16 protein-coding genes and 2 pseudogenes are annotated in these 16,784 nt (G+C 73.6%); 14 read left to right on the top strand and 4 right to left on the bottom strand.

Going from position 1 to position 16,784, the window contains the following annotated elements; genetic code table 11:
* Positions 1-184: pseudogene (locus tag EAD89_RS26050) on the top strand (hypothetical protein); the annotation flags it as partial.
* An 85-nt stretch (positions 185-269) separates the two neighbouring features.
* Here EAD89_RS26050 and EAD89_RS26045 read toward each other — a convergent pair.
* From EAD89_RS26045 to EAD89_RS26035, 3 genes are all read right to left on the bottom strand, one after another.
* Positions 270-1,094, bottom strand: coding sequence for an ABC transporter permease (locus EAD89_RS26045; RefSeq protein WP_121656414.1), 825 nt, complete (start codon positions 1,092-1,094; stop codon positions 270-272).
* Positions 1,091-2,026 (bottom strand): ABC transporter ATP-binding protein, encoded by a 936-nt coding sequence (locus EAD89_RS26040; RefSeq protein WP_121656415.1) that lies wholly within the window; start codon positions 2,024-2,026, stop codon positions 1,091-1,093. The genes EAD89_RS26045 and EAD89_RS26040 overlap by 4 nt, the downstream gene beginning before the upstream one ends.
* A 141-nt stretch (positions 2,027-2,167) precedes the next feature.
* A complete protein-coding gene (locus EAD89_RS26035) occupies positions 2,168-2,815 on the bottom strand; it encodes a hypothetical protein (RefSeq protein WP_121677547.1) in 648 nt (215 codons plus the stop codon).
* 150 nt (positions 2,816-2,965) lie between these two features.
* Here EAD89_RS26035 and EAD89_RS26030 point away from each other — a divergent pair, with 150 nt between their 5' ends.
* From EAD89_RS26030 to EAD89_RS25990, 9 genes are all read left to right on the top strand, one after another.
* Positions 2,966-3,742: a GNAT family N-acetyltransferase gene (locus EAD89_RS26030; RefSeq protein WP_121677546.1), complete on the top strand. Its 777-nt coding sequence runs from the start codon at positions 2,966-2,968 to the stop codon at positions 3,740-3,742.
* Positions 3,739-4,677 carry a 1-acyl-sn-glycerol-3-phosphate acyltransferase gene (locus EAD89_RS26025; protein WP_121677545.1) on the top strand — a complete coding sequence of 313 codons (939 nt, stop codon included), beginning with the start codon at positions 3,739-3,741 and terminating at the stop codon, positions 4,675-4,677. Before EAD89_RS26030 ends, EAD89_RS26025 begins: the two co-directional genes overlap by 4 nt.
* 193 nt (positions 4,678-4,870) lie before the next feature.
* Entirely contained in the window at positions 4,871-5,695 is an 825-nt protein-coding gene (locus EAD89_RS26020) for a DUF4097 family beta strand repeat-containing protein (RefSeq protein WP_121677544.1), read from the top strand.
* A complete protein-coding gene (locus EAD89_RS26015) occupies positions 5,692-6,303 on the top strand; it encodes a PadR family transcriptional regulator (RefSeq protein WP_121656709.1) in 612 nt (203 codons plus the stop codon). Before EAD89_RS26020 ends, EAD89_RS26015 begins: the two co-directional genes overlap by 4 nt.
* 97 nt (positions 6,304-6,400) lie before the next feature.
* Positions 6,401-7,102 (top strand): response regulator transcription factor, encoded by a 702-nt coding sequence (locus EAD89_RS26010; protein WP_074314148.1) that lies wholly within the window; start codon positions 6,401-6,403, stop codon positions 7,100-7,102.
* Positions 7,099-8,685 carry a cell wall metabolism sensor histidine kinase WalK gene (locus EAD89_RS26005; protein WP_121677543.1) on the top strand — a complete coding sequence of 529 codons (1,587 nt, stop codon included), beginning with the start codon at positions 7,099-7,101 and terminating at the stop codon, positions 8,683-8,685. The genes EAD89_RS26010 and EAD89_RS26005 overlap by 4 nt, the downstream gene beginning before the upstream one ends.
* A gap of 63 nt (positions 8,686-8,748) precedes the next feature.
* The gene (locus EAD89_RS26000; RefSeq protein WP_121677542.1) at positions 8,749-10,389 is read left to right on the top strand and encodes a trypsin-like peptidase domain-containing protein; all 1,641 of its coding nucleotides are present in this window, start codon (positions 8,749-8,751) and stop codon (positions 10,387-10,389) included.
* A 179-nt stretch (positions 10,390-10,568) separates the two neighbouring features.
* Complete coding sequence (locus EAD89_RS25995) at positions 10,569-11,240, top strand: BON domain-containing protein (protein WP_121677541.1); 672 nt, start codon at positions 10,569-10,571, stop codon at positions 11,238-11,240.
* A gap of 157 nt (positions 11,241-11,397) precedes the next feature.
* Positions 11,398-12,453, top strand: a complete 1,056-nt coding sequence (locus tag EAD89_RS25990; RefSeq protein WP_233579126.1) for a glycosyltransferase family 4 protein — start codon at positions 11,398-11,400, stop codon at positions 12,451-12,453.
* 30 nt (positions 12,454-12,483) lie between these two features.
* On the opposite strand, the gene EAD89_RS25985 is transcribed toward EAD89_RS25990, so the two are convergent.
* On the bottom strand, positions 12,484-13,941 hold the full coding sequence (locus tag EAD89_RS25985; RefSeq protein ID WP_121677539.1) for a serine/threonine-protein kinase: 1,458 nt from the start codon (positions 13,939-13,941) through the stop codon (positions 12,484-12,486).
* A 165-nt stretch (positions 13,942-14,106) separates the two neighbouring features.
* Between EAD89_RS25985 and EAD89_RS25980 the strand changes: the two genes are divergently transcribed.
* The 4 genes and pseudogenes from EAD89_RS25980 to EAD89_RS25965 form a co-directional block, all read left to right on the top strand.
* Positions 14,107-14,940, top strand: coding sequence for a patatin-like phospholipase family protein (locus EAD89_RS25980; protein WP_121656715.1), 834 nt, complete (start codon positions 14,107-14,109; stop codon positions 14,938-14,940).
* On the top strand, positions 14,940-15,956 hold the full coding sequence (locus EAD89_RS25975; protein WP_121656716.1) for a 1-acyl-sn-glycerol-3-phosphate acyltransferase: 1,017 nt from the start codon (positions 14,940-14,942) through the stop codon (positions 15,954-15,956). The genes EAD89_RS25980 and EAD89_RS25975 overlap by 1 nt, the downstream gene beginning before the upstream one ends.
* A 9-nt stretch (positions 15,957-15,965) precedes the next feature.
* The gene (gene cutA / locus EAD89_RS25970; RefSeq protein WP_089019179.1) at positions 15,966-16,286 is read left to right on the top strand and encodes a divalent-cation tolerance protein CutA; all 321 of its coding nucleotides are present in this window, start codon (positions 15,966-15,968) and stop codon (positions 16,284-16,286) included.
* Positions 16,287-16,334: 48 nt separating this feature from the next.
* Positions 16,335-16,784, top strand: a pseudogene (locus EAD89_RS25965) (hypothetical protein); the annotation flags it as partial.

Below are 16,784 nucleotides of genomic sequence, written 5' to 3'. Positions count from 1 at the left end.
GGGCTGGCGGCGGCACTTCGGCTGGGCGTTCGGTGGGATGGCGCTGCTCTACCTGGCGGTCGCGCTCGCCGGCAGCATGGCGACCAGCACCCTGGTCGGTCACACCCCGGCCGATCAGGAACCGGACCCGCCGGTCGGCCACTGCGTCCCGATCAGCGGCGGCCGGGGCTGCCCGGGCGGGTGAGCCGCCGACGCGGCACGAGAGCAGGCCCACGACCGGGCCGCCCCGGGGTGGCGACCGAGCCGCCGCCACCCCGGGACGATCCGGGTCAGGAGATGTCGCGCCGGCGCATCAGCAGGGTGCCGACCAGGCCGGTGATCACCGCGTACCCGATCAGCACGAGGGCGCCGGCCCAGCGCGGCGGGTTGCCGGGGATGTCCGCCCCGGTGACCATCAGCGACGAGGCCAGCGACGGCACCAGCAGTTGCAGGTTGTTGATCCAGTCGCCCCAGCGGGCGGCCAGGATGCTGATCACCACGATGGCGCCGATCGAGCCACCGAGGTAGAGCAGGATGCCGGTCACGGTCGCGCCGATCTGGCTGCGGATCAGCACGCCGATGCCGACGCCGAACACCGCCCAGAGCAGGTACGCGAGCAGGTTCAACCCGATCGCGCGCCAGGCCGCGTCGTTGCCCAGTTGCGAGCCGACCCCAACGGCGTTCAGCACCGCCGCGCCGGCGAGCAGGTTGAGCGCGGTGGTGACCAGCCAGAACAGCAGCGCCAGCAGACCAGCCGCGGCGAGCTTGGCGCTCATCACCGCGGTGCGGTGCGGCGTGGTGAGGAACGTGGTGGTCACCGTCTGGTGGAAGAACTCACTGGTCACCACGATGATGCCGAGCAGCATCACGATCAGCAGACCGAAGAACTGCCCGGTGGTGAACAGGTTCGACGAGAGCGCGTCCGGACTGGCCGCGGCCGCCAGGGTGTCGACCTGGTCGGGTGGCACCTCGCCGAGGTTCCCGCTCGTCAGGGCGTCCGCCTGCAACCAGTTGATGAGCAGGGTGAGCGCCCAGAGCGGCAGGCTGATGAGCGCGAAGATCCACCAGGTGTTGGTGGTACGGATCTTGAGCAGTTCGGCTCGGATCAGGTTCATCGGATGCCCGCCTTTCCGGCCGTCAGCTCCAGGAAGACCCGTTCCAGGTCGGGCCGTTCGGTGGTCAGTTCGTGCAGCTCGACCCCGGCGGTCAGGGCGGCGCGGCCGATCGTCGGGGCGTCCACCCCGCCGACCAGCAGGACACCCTGCTCGTCGGTGTCGACGGTGGCCGACTGCGCCTTCAGCGCGGTGATCAGCGCCTCGGCGTGCGGGGTGCGGACCCGGACCCGAGCGCCCTGCGCCATCGACCCGAGGACCTGGTCGACCGGGCCCTGGCGGACCAGCTGCCCGGCCGCGATGATCACCACGTCGTCGGCGAGCAACTGCATCTCCGACAGCAGGTGGCTGGAGACCAGCACGGTGCGACCCTCGTGGGCGAGGTTCTTGAGGAACCCGCGCATCCACCGGATGCCCTCCGGGTCGAGCCCGTTCGCGGGCTCGTCCAGGATCAGCACCCGGGGGTCACCGAGCATGGCGGCGGCGATGCCGAGCCGCTGCTTCATGCCCAGCGAGTAACCCTTGAACTTGCGCTTCGCCGCCGGGGTCAACCCGACCAGGGCCAGCGCCTCGTCGGCCCGCTGCTTGGGCAGCCCGGCCGCCGCGCAGATCACCCGCAGGTGGTTGATGCCGGTGCGGCCCTTGTGCGCGCTGGACGCCTCCAGGATCGCCCCGACGTGCCGCAGCGGGTCGGAGAGGTCGGCGTACCGGTGGCCGCTGATGGTGGCCGTGCCGGCGGTCGGCGTGACCAGGTTCAGCAACATGCGCAGCGTGGTGGTCTTGCCGGCGCCGTTCGGGCCGAGGAAGCCGGTCACCCGCCCCGGCGCGACGGTGAAGGACAGGTTGTTCACCGCCCGGACGTTCTTGTACTGCTTCGTCAGACCGGACACCGTGATCTGACCGTCGCTGGTGGGGCTTCGCTGCCCGTCAGTCATCGTTCTCCTCCCGTGTGCGGCGTCGAGGTACGCCGTGGCACAGCGTGACGGCCCCGAGCAACAAGGTCAATCAGGCACGGTCCGTACGGCGTGGTCCGCCTTGGGGTGGAGGCGGGTCCTCCCCGCGGACGATGGAGCGGGTCAGCGGGCGATCCAGGTGGCCCGGGCAACGCCGAGCAGTGCGCCGTCCGGTCCGTACAGGCTGGTGTGGACGAGGGCCTTGCGCCCCTGGGCGTGGATCAGCGCACCCGTCACCACGCACTCGTCGCCCGGCGCCGGCAACGCGGTGACCACGGCGGCGATCCGGCCCAGCAGGTACGGGCGGCCGGGCGCGAGCACCGTCCAGCCACCCGGACAGTCCAGCGCCGCCCAGACCGTGGCGTCGCTGACCTGCTCCGGCGCCCGGAACGGGGCGGCGGTCCGGCCGTCCGGCAGGCGGCCAGGGAAGATCCGCAGCCCGTCGGCCCGGCGCGGACCGCAGACGTAGCAGTCGGGGAACGGATGTTCGACCAGGCCGGGGTAGCGGGTCGCGGCGTCGACCGCGGTGTCCCGGTCGACCGGCGGTACGACGGCGTCCACCGCCCCGGCCGGACGGACCTCGGCCACCAGTTCGCCGGCCGGGTCACGGACCTCGCCGTCGATGATCCTCAGCGCCGTCTCCAGCGGTGGTGGCCGGCGCAGCGTCACCTCGACCGGGCCGGTGCCGCCCGCCGCGGTGGCGAAGACTCCGGCGCTCCAGCCGCCGTTGCCGGAGCCGGGCGGCCCGTTGTAGCGGGACTCGATGCGCATCGTCGACCTCCGGTGGGGCGTGCCGGCGCCGTCGCCGGGTCCGTCCGGCAGCCTCGCACGGCCGCCGTCGGGCGCATCCGCCGGCCGGCGTTCATCCGATCGACACGGTGGTCACCGCCGATGGCAACCCCGGGCACCTACACAGATCCCATGGCCGTTCTGCATGCCGCTGGCGCACCCCTGACGACCAGCGGATACACCCTGCTGATCGCCGACGACCCGACCCAGGTCGCGGCCGCGCAACGCCTGCGTCACGAGGTGTTCGCCACCGAGCTCGGCGCCACCCTCCGCCCGAGCGAAACCGGGATGGACGTGGAACCCTTCGACGCCCACTGCGACCATCTGATCGTCCGCCAGGAGAGCACCGGCGAGGTGGTCGGTACGTACCGGCTGCTGCCTCCCGGCCGCACCAACCGGCGGTACGCCGAGGACGAGTTCGACCTCGCCGCGCTCGATCCGCTCCGCGACGACCTGGTCGAGGCGGGCCGGTCCTGTGTGCACCCGGACCACCGCTCGGGCGCGGTGATCAACCTGATGTGGGCCGGCATCACCCGGTACCTGCACCTGCGCGGCTCGCGCTGGCTCGGCGGCTGCGCCTCGGTGCCGGTGGCCGACGGTGGCCGGGCGGTGGCCGAGGTGTGGGCGCAGGTCCGGGCCCGGCACCTGGCGCCGCCTCCGCTGCGGGTCCGCCCGCTGCGGCCGTGGTTCGACGAGCCGGCCGCCGCCGCTGGCTCGGTGGCCGCCGACCCGGTCGGCCGTGCCGCGGTGCCGCCACTGTTGCGTGGCTACCTCCGGCTCGGCGCGTGGATCTGCGGCGAGCCGTCGTACGACCCCGACTTCGGGGTGGCGGACTTCTACGTGCTCTTCTCGCTGGACCGGATGAATCCGCGCTACCTGCGGCACTTCCTGGGCGGGGTGGACCGGTGACCGCCGCGCCGCACGACCTGTGGCGGCCCTCGTCCGGCTGTGACGAGGAGTGCCTGCCGGCGGCCGGCGAGGTGCCCACGGTGCCGGTGGCCCGCCGGGTGCTCCGGTTGGTCGCCGCGGCCGGCATGCTGCTGGCCGGCGTGGGCCTGGTGGTGCTGCTGCCCGTTCTGCCGGGGCCGGAGCGGCAGGCGGCGGTCCGCGGCTGGGCCCGGGGCACCGCGCGCGCCTTCGGCGTCCGGCTGGTGATCCGGGGCCGACCGCCCCGGCGGCGCGCGCTGCTGGTCGCCAACCACGTGTCGTGGCTCGACATCCTCGCGGTGCTGGCGGTAGCGCCGACCCGGATGGTGGCGAAGCGGGAGATCCGCTCCTGGCCGGTGGTGGGTCTGCTGGCCGCGGCGGCGGGCACGGTCTTCGTGGACCGGTCCCGGCCACGGGCGCTGCCGGCCACCGTGCGCCGGGTCGCCGACGCGCTGCGCGCCGGCCGGTCGGTCGCGGTCTTTCCGGAGGGTACGACCTGGTGCGCCGGGGACCGTGCGGCCGACTGCCGCCCCGGCGGCGGGTTCCGGCCCGCGACGTTCCAGGCGGCCATCGACACCGGTAGCCCGGTGGTGCCGCTGCGACTGGCGCACCGGTGCGAAGCCACCGGAACGGCCACCACGGCCGCCGCCTTCCTCGGTGCGGACACCCTGCTGCGCTCGGTCGCCCGGGTGGTCGCGGCGCGGGGGCTGGTGGTGACGGTGACGGTCGGTGCCGCACTGCATCCGGCCCGCGACGCCGACCGGCGGTTGCTGGCCCGGGCCGCCGAGTCGGCCGTACACCTGCCGCCCCCGGCGGGTGCCGCGGCGCGGGCCCGGCTGCGCCCGGTGCCCACCATGACCCCGGCGGCTTCCGCGCTGCCGCCGGCCGCCGGCGGGGAGCTGGACCTGGCGGCCTGACGGGAGCCGTCGCTCGGTCGGCCATACCTGCTCTGGTCCCCGCGATACCTCTGAGGCATAAACATGACTCAGAGGTATCGCGCTCATCGGAGCACGTGGGCCCGACTCGCGACAGTCTTGTGCTGTCGCGATGTATCGCGTTACTGTTCCTTCCATCGGACGCGCGTCGACGCGTCGTCGAGGGGAGGACGCCATGACCGGATGGACGGTCGACAGCCCGCAGCGGCTCACCGTGGACGGCCCGGTCACCCGGTTGGACGTCCGACTGGTGAGCGGGCGGCTCAACGTGGTCGCCACCGACGGCCCGGCCCGGGTCGACGTCACCCGGGTCGGCCGCCGACCCGTCCTGGTCACCCACTCCGACGGCCGGCTCACCATCCGCCAGGAACGCGGCCGGGGCTGGGCGGACGCCCTGCGGTGGATGCGATCGATCACGCGGTACCCGCGGGTGGACGTCTCCGTGGCGGTGCCCGCCGACGTCGTCGCAGACCTGGGTCTGGTCGCCGGTTCACTGGTGGCCTCCGGGCTGCGCCGGCAGACCACGGTCGACGTGACCGCCGGCCAGATCACCCTGATGGGGCTGCGTGGCAGCACCTTCGCGAAGATCACCTCGGGGCCGGTGGAGGCGCTCGGCGTGGGCGGCGACCTCAGCCTGGAGACGGTCTCCGGTGAGGTGATCCTCGCCGACAGCGCCGCCGACCGGGTGCGGGCGCAGACCGTCTCGGGAGCCATCACCTGCGACCTGGACAACCCCCGCCGCAGCGAGATCCGGCTCACCACCATCTCGGGCGGCATCACCGTCCGGATCCGGGAGGACAGCGACCTCGACGTACGGCTGCACACCGCCTCGGGCCGGATCACCAGCGGGTTTCCCCAGGTGCGCACCTCGACGTTCCCGCTGGCCAACAGCGAGGGGGTGCTCGGCGCCGGCGAGGGTAAGCTCTGGGCCTCCGCGACCTCGGGGAGCATCGCGCTACTCGCCCGGCCGGTGGACGACGACCAGGAGGAGCTGCCGTGACCGCCGTGTTCAGCCACGGCCGGCTCCGGCTCTACCTGCTCAAACTCCTCGACGACGGTCCGAAGCACGGCTACGAGCTGATCCGCCTGCTGGAGGACCGGTTCCTCGGCCTCTACGCGCCCAGCGCCGGCACCATCTACCCCCGCCTGCAACGGCTGGAGGCCGAGGGGCTGGTCAGCCACACCGCCGCCGGAGGCCGCAAGACGTACGGCATCACCGACGCCGGCCGCGACGAGCTGCGCCAACGAGCCGGCGAGCTGAGCACCCTGGAGGCGGACATCGCCGCCTCGGTGGCGGACCTCTCCACCCTGGCCGGCGAGATCCGCAGCGAGGTGAGCGGCTCGGTGCGCGACCTCAAGCGGGAGCTGAGCGCGGCCGCCCGGCAGACCCGCCGTACCCGATGGGAGCCTCCGGCCCCGCCGCGCGGTCCGGCGGCCGCGAACGGGCCCCGCGCGGGACTGCTCGACGAGCTCGACCAGCGGCTGGCCGCGTTCACCGCCGAGGTGGGCCGGCTGGCGCGGGCCCGGCAGTTCAGCGACACCCAGCTGCGTACCGCGATCCGGCTGCTCGACGGCGCGCTGGACGGGCTGCGCCGACTGCTGCGCTGACCGACGCCGCCGGCACGCGCGACGGCGGCCGGCGACTCACAGGATTTTTGCAGGAAGCGTCCAGCGCCGGTGCAGTGAGGTCACCGATGATGGGCACATGCCCGCTACCCAGACCGAGGCGCGACTGCTCGTCGTCGAGGACGACCCGAACATCCTCGAACTGCTGTCCGCGAGCCTGCGCTTCGCGGGCTTCGACGTGGCCACCGCGACCAGCGGCAGCGCGGCCCTAAACGCCGCCAAGGACCACCGGCCCGACCTGGTCGTGCTCGACGTGATGCTGCCGGACCTCGACGGCTTCGAGGTCATCCGGATGCTCCGCGAGGGCGGTACGCGTACCCCGGTGGTGTTCCTGACCGCCCGGGACGCCACCGACGACAAGATCCGTGGGTTGACCCTGGGCGGCGACGACTACGTCACCAAGCCGTTCAGCCTGGAGGAGCTGACCGCCCGGATCCGCGCCGTGCTGCGCCGCACCACCACCGGCGAGCAGGCCCCCTCCCGGCTCACCTTCGCCGACCTGGAGCTGGACGAGGAGACCCACGAGGTGCACCGGGCCGGGCAGCGGGTGCAGCTGTCGCCGACCGAGTTCAAGCTGCTGCGGTACCTGATGCTCAACGCCAACCGGGTGCTGTCCAAGGCGCAGATCCTCGACCACGTCTGGAACTACGACTTCCGCGGCGACGACAACATCGTCGAGTCCTACATCTCCTACCTGCGACGCAAGGTCGACACCAGCCAGCCCCGGCTCATCCACACCCTCCGCGGCGTCGGGTACGTGCTGCGCAAGCCGGCGGCGTGAACCCGGTCCAGCAGGCGAAGGGACGGGTGCGCGGCGTTCCGCTGCGGATCAAGCTGGTCACCTCGGTGCTGGCACTGGTCGCCGTGGCGCTGCTGGTGATCAGCGTCTCGACCGCGTACTTCCTGCACAACTACCTGGTCGACCAGATCGACCTGGAGCTGCGTAGCTCTGCCAAGGGAATCCAGTCCATCACGGCCAAGGGAATCCAGTCCATCACGCCGTCGACGAACACCGTCTCGCTGCCCAGCGACTACGTGGTCGTGCTGACCGACGTGCGGACCGGCAAGGTGCAGGTGCCCCTGTACGACTCGTCCCGCTTCGGGGTGGACGATCTGCCTCCGTGGCCAAGCGACGCGAGCGGTTTCCAGGCGCAGGACGAGGCCCGCGAGGGAATTCCGTTCACCGTTCGGGCCCGGGACAGCTCGGTGCGCTGGCGGATGCTCTACATCGAGCTGCCGAACGGCCAGATGGCCGTGATCGGCCAGCACCTGACCGATGTCGACCTCGCCGTCAAACGACTGGCCTGGATCGACCTGCTGGTCGGCGGGGCAGTGCTGATCATGCTGGCCTCGGTCGGCGCGGCGATCGTGCGGACCAGCCTCAAGCCCCTCGTCGAGATCGAACGAACCGCCGCCGCCATCGCCGGGGGTGACCTGACCCGCCGGGTACCCGACCCGGAGCAGGGACAGGAACATCCCTCCTCCGAGTTGGGCCGGCTCTCCCGTGCCCTGAACGCGATGCTCACCCAGATCGAGGCGGCGTTCACCGCCCGGGCCGCCTCGGAGACCGCCGCGCGCTCGGCCGAGAGCGCCGCCCGGGACGCGGCGGTCGCCGCGCAGGCGTCCGAGGCGCGGGCCCGGCGCTCCGAGGAGCGGATGCGGCAGTTCGTCGCGGACGCGTCGCACGAGCTGCGGACCCCGCTGACCACCATCCGTGGCTTCGCCGAGCTGTACCGGCAGGGCGCCGCCCGGGCGCCGGAGCAGACCGCCGGCCTCCTGCGCCGGATCGAGGACGAGGCGGCCCGGATGGGGCTGCTGGTGGAGGACCTGCTGCTGCTCGCCCGCCTGGACCGGGAACGGCCGCTCTCGCTGGCCCCGGTCGAGCTGCCGGTGCTCGCCTCCGACGCGGTGCAGGCCGCCCGGGCGATGGCCCCGGACCGGAGGATCGAGCTGGAGATCGAGCCCGGCTCGGGCCCCCTGGTCGTCTTCGCCGACGACGCGCGGCTGCGTCAGGTGATCGGCAACCTGGTCACCAATGCCCTGACCCACACCCCACCGGAGGCCGAGATCAGCCTGCGGTTGCGCGCCGAGCCGGGAAACCTCGCCGTGGTGGAGGTGGCCGACACCGGCCCGGGGCTCTCCCCGGAACAGGCGGAACGGGTCTTCGAGCGGTTCTACCGGGCCGACGCGGCGCGGACCCGGCGTGCCGACGGCAACACCGGCACCGGCCTCGGCCTGGCCATCGTGGCGGCGTTGGTCGCCGCCCACCACGGCACGGTCGAGGTGGTGGAGACTCCGGGCGGTGGCGCCACCTTCCGGGTCCGGCTGCCGCAGGTGCCGCAGGACGACGGCGTCGGCGAATGACTTTTCAGGCAACTTCCAGGACGGTTCCAGGTTGGTCGCAGTGGCCGGGGAGAAGGTAGTTCCATGACCGAGTTCGAGTCCGACCCGCAGCGCCGGCCGGCCCCCACCGACGCCGAGCCGTCGCACCCCACCGCCGAGCTGCCGCGCGACGAGCGCGCGCAGTCCGACTCCCCGACCACTCCTGTCCCCGTCGTCTCGACCACCGACGACGCGGCGACCGCCGCCAACCCGACCGTGCCCGCCGAGCCCACCGTGCCCACGGGGTACGCCGGCCAGCAGGCCAGCGCGCCCCCGGCCGCCGGGCAGCCGACCGGGTACGAGCCCCCCACCGGCACCCACTCCGCGCCGCCGTACCCGGTCTCCGGCCACCCGGCGCCCGGCCAGCACGGCTACCCGCAGCCGACCGCCGGCCGGTACCCCGGCGCCCCCTGGTACCCCGGTCAGCAGCAGTCCGGCTGGGCAGGCGGGGGCCAGCCGGGCGTGGCGTACCAGCAGCAGCACCCGGGTCACCCCCAGCACCTGGGCCAGCACCAGCAGCACCCGGGCCAGCACCAGCAGCACCCGGGCCAGCCGGTGCCGCCGTGGGGCCCGCAGGCCAACCCGCCCGGCACCGGGCCCCGGCCCGGCCGGATCGCCAAGTTCGCCGGCGCCGGTGTCGCGGTGTTCGCCCTCATGCTCGGCTCCGGTGTGGCCGGCGGCGCGCTCGCGCTCGCCCTCGACGGCGACGGCGGCGGCATCACCCGCACCTACTCCGCCGCCCCGGTGCTCAACAGCGCCGACCTGCCGAAGATCGCCGCCTCCGTGCAGGACAGCGTCGTCTCCATCGCCACCACCAGCGGCGAGGGCTCCGGCGTGGTGCTCAGCGCCGACGGCTACGTGCTCACCAACAACCACGTGGTGGCCTCCGCCGCCGGCGACACGGTGCAGGTCGTCTTCGCCGACGGCAAGAACGCACAGGCGAAGATCGTCGGCACCGATCCGAAGACCGACCTGGCCGTGGTGAAGGCCAGCGGGGTGAGCAACCTCAAGCCGGCCACCTTCGGCGACAGCGACGGCATGCAGGTCGGCGACCAGGTGCTGGCCCTGGGCAGCCCGCTCGGTCTGCAGGGCTCGGTGACCGCGGGCATCCTCAGCGCCCGGGACCGCACCATCCGGGCCGGCGAGGGCCAGCCGCAGGACCCGAACCAGCAGGGCCAGCCGCAGGACCCGAACCAGCAGGGCCAGGCGGTCAGCTCGATCTCCGGCCTGCTCCAGACCGATGCCCCGATCAACCCCGGCAACTCCGGTGGCGCCCTGGTCAACACCCGTGGCGAGGTGATCGGCGTCAACACCGCCATCGCCACCTCCGGGCAGAGCACCGGCAACATCGGCGTCGGGTTCGCGATCCCCAGCAACAAGGCCAAGGACGTCGCGGGCAAGCTCCAGCGCGGCGAGAAGGTCAGCCACCCGTCGCTCGGCGTCGGCGTCAACCAGGCCGACGGCGGCGGCGCCCTGGTCGCGTCGGTCACCCCGGGCAGCCCGGCCGAGAAGGCCGGCCTTCAGCGGGGTGACGTGATCACCCGGTTCGGCGACAAGGCCGTCAACGACTCCGACGACCTGGTCGGCGCGGTGCAGGCCGGCAAGGTCGGCGACCGGGTCGAGGTGCAGTTCAAGCGCGACGGCGCCGACAAGTCGGTGACCGTGACGCTCGCCGAGACGTCCTGACCATCATCTGAACCTGCCTCCTCCCTCCGGCGGCGGGTGGCGGGGCCAAGGGGGTTGGCTCCGTCACCCGCCGCTCTTTTCCGCCCGGACGGCGGTTCACCCGGATCGGGTGAACCGCCGTCACCCGTACGCCGGGCACGTTCGGCGGGCGAGACCGCGACGTACGGGGGGTGGATGCCATGAGCACGGCGACGGATGTCCGCGACGACGAGCGGATCCAGCGCGACGTCCTGGCCGAGCTGGCCTGGGACGCGCGGCTGCAACCGAACGAGATCGGCGTGACCGTCGACCGGGGGGTCGTCACCCTGACCGGGTTCGTGGACGGGGCTGCCCGCGGTTGGGCGGCGGTCCGCTGCGCGCAGCGGGTCCGCGGGGTCCGGGTGGTGGCCGACGAGATCGAGGTGCGGCTGCCGGGCACGCCGGGGCGTACCGACGCCGAGATCGCCATCGCCGCCAGCCGGGCGCTGGAATGGGACAGCTTCGTGCCGGCCGAACGGCTGGACGTGACCGTGGCCAACGGCTGGCTGATGCTCCGCGGCGAGGTCGAGTTCGGGTGGCAGCGCCGTACCGCCGAGGGTGAGCTACGCCGGTTGGACGGCTTGCGGGGGATCACCAACCTGGTCGAGGTGCGTCCGCCGGCGCCACCGGCCGGCGACCGGCTGCGACGGGACGTCCAGCGGGCGCTGCTGCGCACGATCGGCGCCGATCGGGTGACGGTCGAGGTGGACGGCGACACGCTGGTCCTCGCCGGGGTGGTCCGCTCGTGGTGGGAACGCGACCAGGTCGAGCGGGTGGCCTGGTCGGCGCCGGGGGTGCGGGTCGTCCACGACCAGCTCCTGGTCGGCGGGTGATCGTCCGCCTTGTCCGGTTTACCGGCCACGGGACGGGGAAACCGCCGCCGACCATTCCGACCAACGGCGACACCGGACCGGGGACCAACGGGGAGGACTCGTGGCCGTGAACCACCCGCCCGCCGCCCGTGCCTCGGAGCGGCCGTTGCGCATCGCGATGGTGGTGCCGCCATGGCTGTCCGTGCCGCCGCCCGGCTACGGCGGCCTGGAGCAGGTGGTCGCGGGGCTGGTGGACGCGCTGACCGGGCACGGCCACGAGGTGACGCTGTTCGGTGCCGGCCGACACCACGGCACCGCCGCCGGCGACTTCGTCTCCACCGTGCCCGAGGTCCAGTACCCCCGCCTCGGCGAGTCGTTGCCCGAGCTGGCACACCTGGCCCGGGTCAATCGGATGATCACGGCGGGCGATTTCGACGTGATCCACGACCACACCACGATCGGCCCACTCGTGGCCGGTCGCCGGGCCGTGCCGACGGTGGCGACGGTGCACGGCAACCCGGTGGGGGAGTACGGCGACGTGCTCGGCGAGGTCGACCGGGACGTCGCCCTGGTGGCCATCTCGCACGCCCAGCGCCGGCTCAACCCGGTCCTGCCCTGGGCCGGCACCGTGCACAACGCGCTGGACCTGCGCGGGTTTCCGCGCAAGACCGCGCCCGGCCCCGGGCCGGTGCTGTGGCTGGCCCGGTTCAGCCCGGACAAGGGCCCGGACGTCGCCATCCAGGCGTGTCGGGCGGCCGGGCTGCCGCTGCTGCTGGCCGGCAAGTGCAACGAGCCGGCCGAACGCCGGTACTACGAGCAGGTCGTCGCGCCGCTGGTCGGCGACGACGTGACCGTCGTGTTCAACGCCGACCGCGCGGAGACCCTGCGGATGCTGGTCGACGCCCGCTGCCTGATCATGCCGATCCAGTGGGAGGAGCCGTTCGGCATGGTGATGTTGGAGGCGATGGCCACCGGCACTCCGGTGGTCGCATTCGACCGTGGCGCCGTGCCGGAGCTGGTCCGACCCGGGGTGACCGGGCTGGTCTGCGAGCGGCCGGAGGAGCTGCCCGCGGCGTTGCGGGCGGCGAAGGGGATCGACCCGGCGGCCTGCGTGGCGCACGTCGCGGAGAACTTCTCGGTCGAGCGGTTGGCGTACGGCTACGAGGAGATCTTCCGACGCTTCCTCGCCGGCCGGCACGACGTACGCGAGTCGGTCCGGGTGGCGGTCCGCTGACCGCCCTGCCCGCTGTTCTCGGAGCCCGGATCAGACCCGGGCAGCACCCAGCTCGGCGATGGCGGCGTCCAGTCGCTCCGCGTACGCCGGACTGATGCCGCCCTCGCCGAGCCGGATCGTGACCTTCTCGCGCAGCCGGGCCACCGGCGGCCCGAGTTCGTTTCGGCCCGAGCCGACCGCGGCGGTCAGGTTGCGTAGCTCGTTTCGCAGGTCGAGGCCGACGTCGGCGCGGATCTCCCCGGCGGTCAACCCGGCGCCGATCAGCCCGTCGACCCGGTTGGCGGCCTCCACCAGCGTGCCCGGCCCGGTGGCGGGAGAGCCGGTGCTCGGCGGCGCCGACGGTGTCGCGGCCGGGCGGGACGGCCCGGTGACCGGCGGGCCGGTCGACGCGGTCGGCACCGGACCGGCGGTGGGCTGCGTCCGCGGTGTCGCCCGGTTTTCGGGCAGCAGGGCCACGACGGTCAGCGCCACGCCGACCGCCAGGGCCGCGGGAATCAGCAGCAGCGCCGGCCGTCGGCGGGCCCGGCCCGGCCCGGCACCCTCCGGCTCCCGCACGGCTGGTTCGTCGCCCGGTCCCTCCGCACTCTCGTGGCCGGTTGCCGGACCGGGGACTGTCGGCGGCCGGGCCAGCGTGGGCGCCGGGGCGGTGTCGGTCGGCAGCAGATGGTCACGCAGCACAGTGGCGACCTGCCGCGCGGTCGGCCGGTCGGCCGGATCCCGGGCCAGACTGCGCAGGCAGATCCGGGCCACCGCCGGGGGCAGCTCCGGCAGCCCGGCCAGCGTCGGCGGCGGGCCGCTGGCCAGCGCGTCGCTGAGCTGCTCCCAGGTGTCCGCCGGGTAGGGGACGCGGCCGGTCAGGGCCTCGTGCAGCAGTACGCCGAGCGAGTACACGTCCGTCGCCGGCTGGGCGGGCGCGCCGTCGAGTCGTTCCGGCGCCACGTACGCCGGGGTGCCGAAGGTGCCGCCGTCCTCATCCTCGTCGGGAGCGCCGATCCGGGTCGCGATGCCGAAGTCGAGCACCTTGACGCCCACCCCGGTCATCATCACGTTCGCCGGGGTGATGTCCCGGTGCACGATGCCGAGCCGGTGCGCGGCGGCCAGCGCGTCCGCGACCTGCGCGCCCACCTGGACCGCCTCGCCCCACGGCAGCGGACCCTCGGTGAGCCGCAGCTTCAACTCCTCACCGCTGAGCAGCTCCATCACCACGAAGGAGGTGATGGCGCCGTCGGGGGCGACGGTCTCGCCGTAGTCGTGCACCGAGGTCACGTGCGGGTGCACCAGCTGGGCGGCGGCCCGGGCCTCCTCGCGCACCATGTCCCGGAACCGGGCGTCGGCGGCCAGCGACGGGGCGAGCACCTTGAGCGCGACGACCCGGTCCAGCACTTCGTCCCGGGCGCGCCAGATGACCGACATGCCGCCGGCGCCGATCTGGTCGAGAAGTCGGTACCTACGGGCCAGCAACCGGCCCGCATGCAGTGCTGCCTTCACGGATCGCACCTGCCTCGGGGTGGGAGCGGTATCAGGTTGCGCGAATGTGTCCTGGCTGTCAACGGCCGGCACCGCCCGCCACCGGTCGGCGGCAGGTGGGATGCGCCCACCTGCGCGCGGCGGTGGCCGAACGGTCGGCGGCGGGCCCGTGCCAGGATGGGTGGCATGGCGGGGGGACCGGTGGCGTTCGTACTCGGGGGCGGGGGAGTGCTCGGCGCCGTCGAGGTGGGCATGTTGCGCGCCCTGTTCCGCGCCGGCATCCAACCCGACATGGTGCTCGGCACCTCGATCGGCGCGGTCAACGGCGCGCTGGTCGCGGCCGACCCGTCGGAGGCGGTGACCGACCGGCTGGTGCGGCTCTGGGCCTCGCCGGAGGCCAGCGAGGTGTACGGCGACTCGGTCGCCCGACAGCTGCGCCGTTTCGCCGCCCGGACCCACCTGCACTCGCCCCGGCCGCTGCGCCGCGTGCTCGAATCCGAGCTGGGGGCCGACACCACCTTCGCCGACCTGCGGGTGCCGTTCCGCTGCTGCGCCGCGCACATCGAGCGGGCCGCCGAGCACTGGTTCGACAGCGGCCCGGTGGTGCCGGCCGTGCTGGCGTCGGCCTCGGTGCCGGGCCTGCTCCCGCCCACCGAGATCGACGGTGCGCACTACGTGGACGGTGGCATCGTCAACTCCATCCCGATCGGCGAGGCGGTGGCCGTCGGCGCCAGGCAGATCTTCGTCCTCCAGGTGGGCCGGATCGAACGGGAGCTGACGCCGCCGCGCCGGCCGTGGGAGATCGCGCAGGTCGCGTTCGAGATCTCCCGCCGGCACCGGTTCTTCCGGGAAATGGCCGCGCTGCCCGAGGGGGTGGAGGTGCACGTCCTGCCGACCGGTGGGCTGAATCCACGCGACGACACCCCGTGGGCGTACCGCGACATGGCGGCGGTGGGGCGGCGGATCAGCCGCGCGTACACCGCGTCCCGGCGTTACCTCGCGACCAACGTGGTGCGGTGATGCCGCTGCCGCCCAGGTGGCTGCGCCGGTCGCTGCTCGCCCCCGGCGTGGTGCTGCTCGCGCTCACCGTGGTGACCACCCTGCCGGTCTGGGCGCTGCTCGCGGCGGCCGCCTCCCCGCTGGTTCCGGGCCGGCTGCGTCCGCTGCGACTGCTCTGGATCGGCTGCGTCTACCTGGTCTGGGACGCCGTCGCGCTGCTCGCGCTCTTCGTGCTCTGGGTCGTGTCCGGCTTCGGCTGGCGGAGCCGGTCGCCGGCCTTCCAGCGCGCGCACTACCTGCTGGCCGGCTGGTTCCTGCGGGTGCTGTTCTGGCAGGCCCGTTGGGCGCTGCGGCTGCGCATCGACGTGGTGGGCACCGACCCGGACACCGCGCTGCCCGGCCGACCCGAGCTGGTGCTCTGCCGGCACGCCGGGCCGGGCGACTCGTTCATCCTGATCCATGGGCTGGTCAACTGGTTCAACCGGGAACCCCGGATCGTGCTCAAGGACAGCCTCCAGTGGGACCCGGCGATCGACGTGCTGCTCAACCGGCTGCCCAACCGGTTCATCGCGCCGACTCCCGAGCGCGGCGAGGAGACGGTGCGCCAGGTCGGGCACCTGGCCACCGGCCTGGACGACAACGACGCGTTCGTGATCTTCCCGGAGGGCGGCAACTTCACCCCGAAGCGTCGGCTGCGCGCCATCGCCCGGCTGCGCTCCCTCGGGCTGGAGCGGATGGCGTTGCGCGCGGAGCGGATGCGGCACGTGCTGGCCCCGCAGCCGGGCGGCATGCTCGCCGCGTTGGACGCCGCCCCGGACGCCGGGGTCATCTTCGTCGCCCACACCGGACTGGACCGGATGCTCACCGTCGCCGACGTGTGGCGGGAACTGCCGATGGACAAGCGGATCGTGATGCGGTTCTGGTCGGTGCCGCCGGAGGACGTACCGACCGGACGGCAGGAACGCATCGACTGGCTCTACGACTGGTGGGCGAAGATCGACGCCTGGATCGCGGCCAATCGGGACGGCGCCGCGTAGGGTGCGGTCGTGGATCAGATCTGCGTGGTGACGACGGTGGTGGATGCGCGTTCGGTCGCCGACGTGCTGGCGGCCGCAGCCGTCGCCGGCCGGCTCGCCGCCTGCGCGCAGGTCGGTGGCCAGGTGGACAGCACCTACTGGTGGCGGTCCGGAGTGGAGACCAGCACCGAGTGGTCGGTGCAGTTCAAAACCGCACCCGACCGCCTCTCCGCGCTCGTGGACCAGATCCGGGCCAGCCATCCGTACGAGGTTCCGGAGATCCTGGTGTCCAGGGTGGAGAGCGGCGACCCCGGTTACGCCACCTGGGTGCACGAGCACACCCGCCCCTGAGTACGCGCACTCTGGGCCGCGCCCCGGTGGCGCTTCGAGAATGACCGCGTGGACGACACCGGCTATCCCTGCCCCGCCTGCGGCGCCCCGGCCGACCTGAGCGCCGGTTGCTCCGGTTGCCGACGCCCGCCCGACCCGACCGCCGCCGAGGTGGTCCGGCTGGGCCGGGAGGTCGCGCGGCTCGGCCCGGAGGTGGAGCGGGCGCGCCGGACGTACGCCGAGCTGGCCGGACGGCTGGCGGCCAGTTCCCGGCGGCGGGACGAGTTGGCCGCGGTCGTCCGCGCCGGGGTGGCCGCGTCCGTTCCGGCGCATCCGGTCTCGTTGACGCGGCTGGAGACGTCCAGCGGCTCGGGGGCGCTCAACGGACCGGCCGCGCCGACGCCGGGCGCGGCGGAGACGTCGACCCGGACGGTCCAGGGTCTGCTCTTCGTCCTCGGTGGACTCCTGCTGGGCACCGCGGCGGTGGTCTTCACCGCGGTGCCCAGCAGGAGTCCACCG

The organism is Micromonospora sp. BL4 (assembly GCF_003667505.1).
Classification (GTDB): domain Bacteria; phylum Actinomycetota; class Actinomycetes; order Mycobacteriales; family Micromonosporaceae; genus Micromonospora.
Note: the sequence above shows the minus strand (reverse complement) of the source record. Positions and strands in the feature narration are given on the sequence as shown.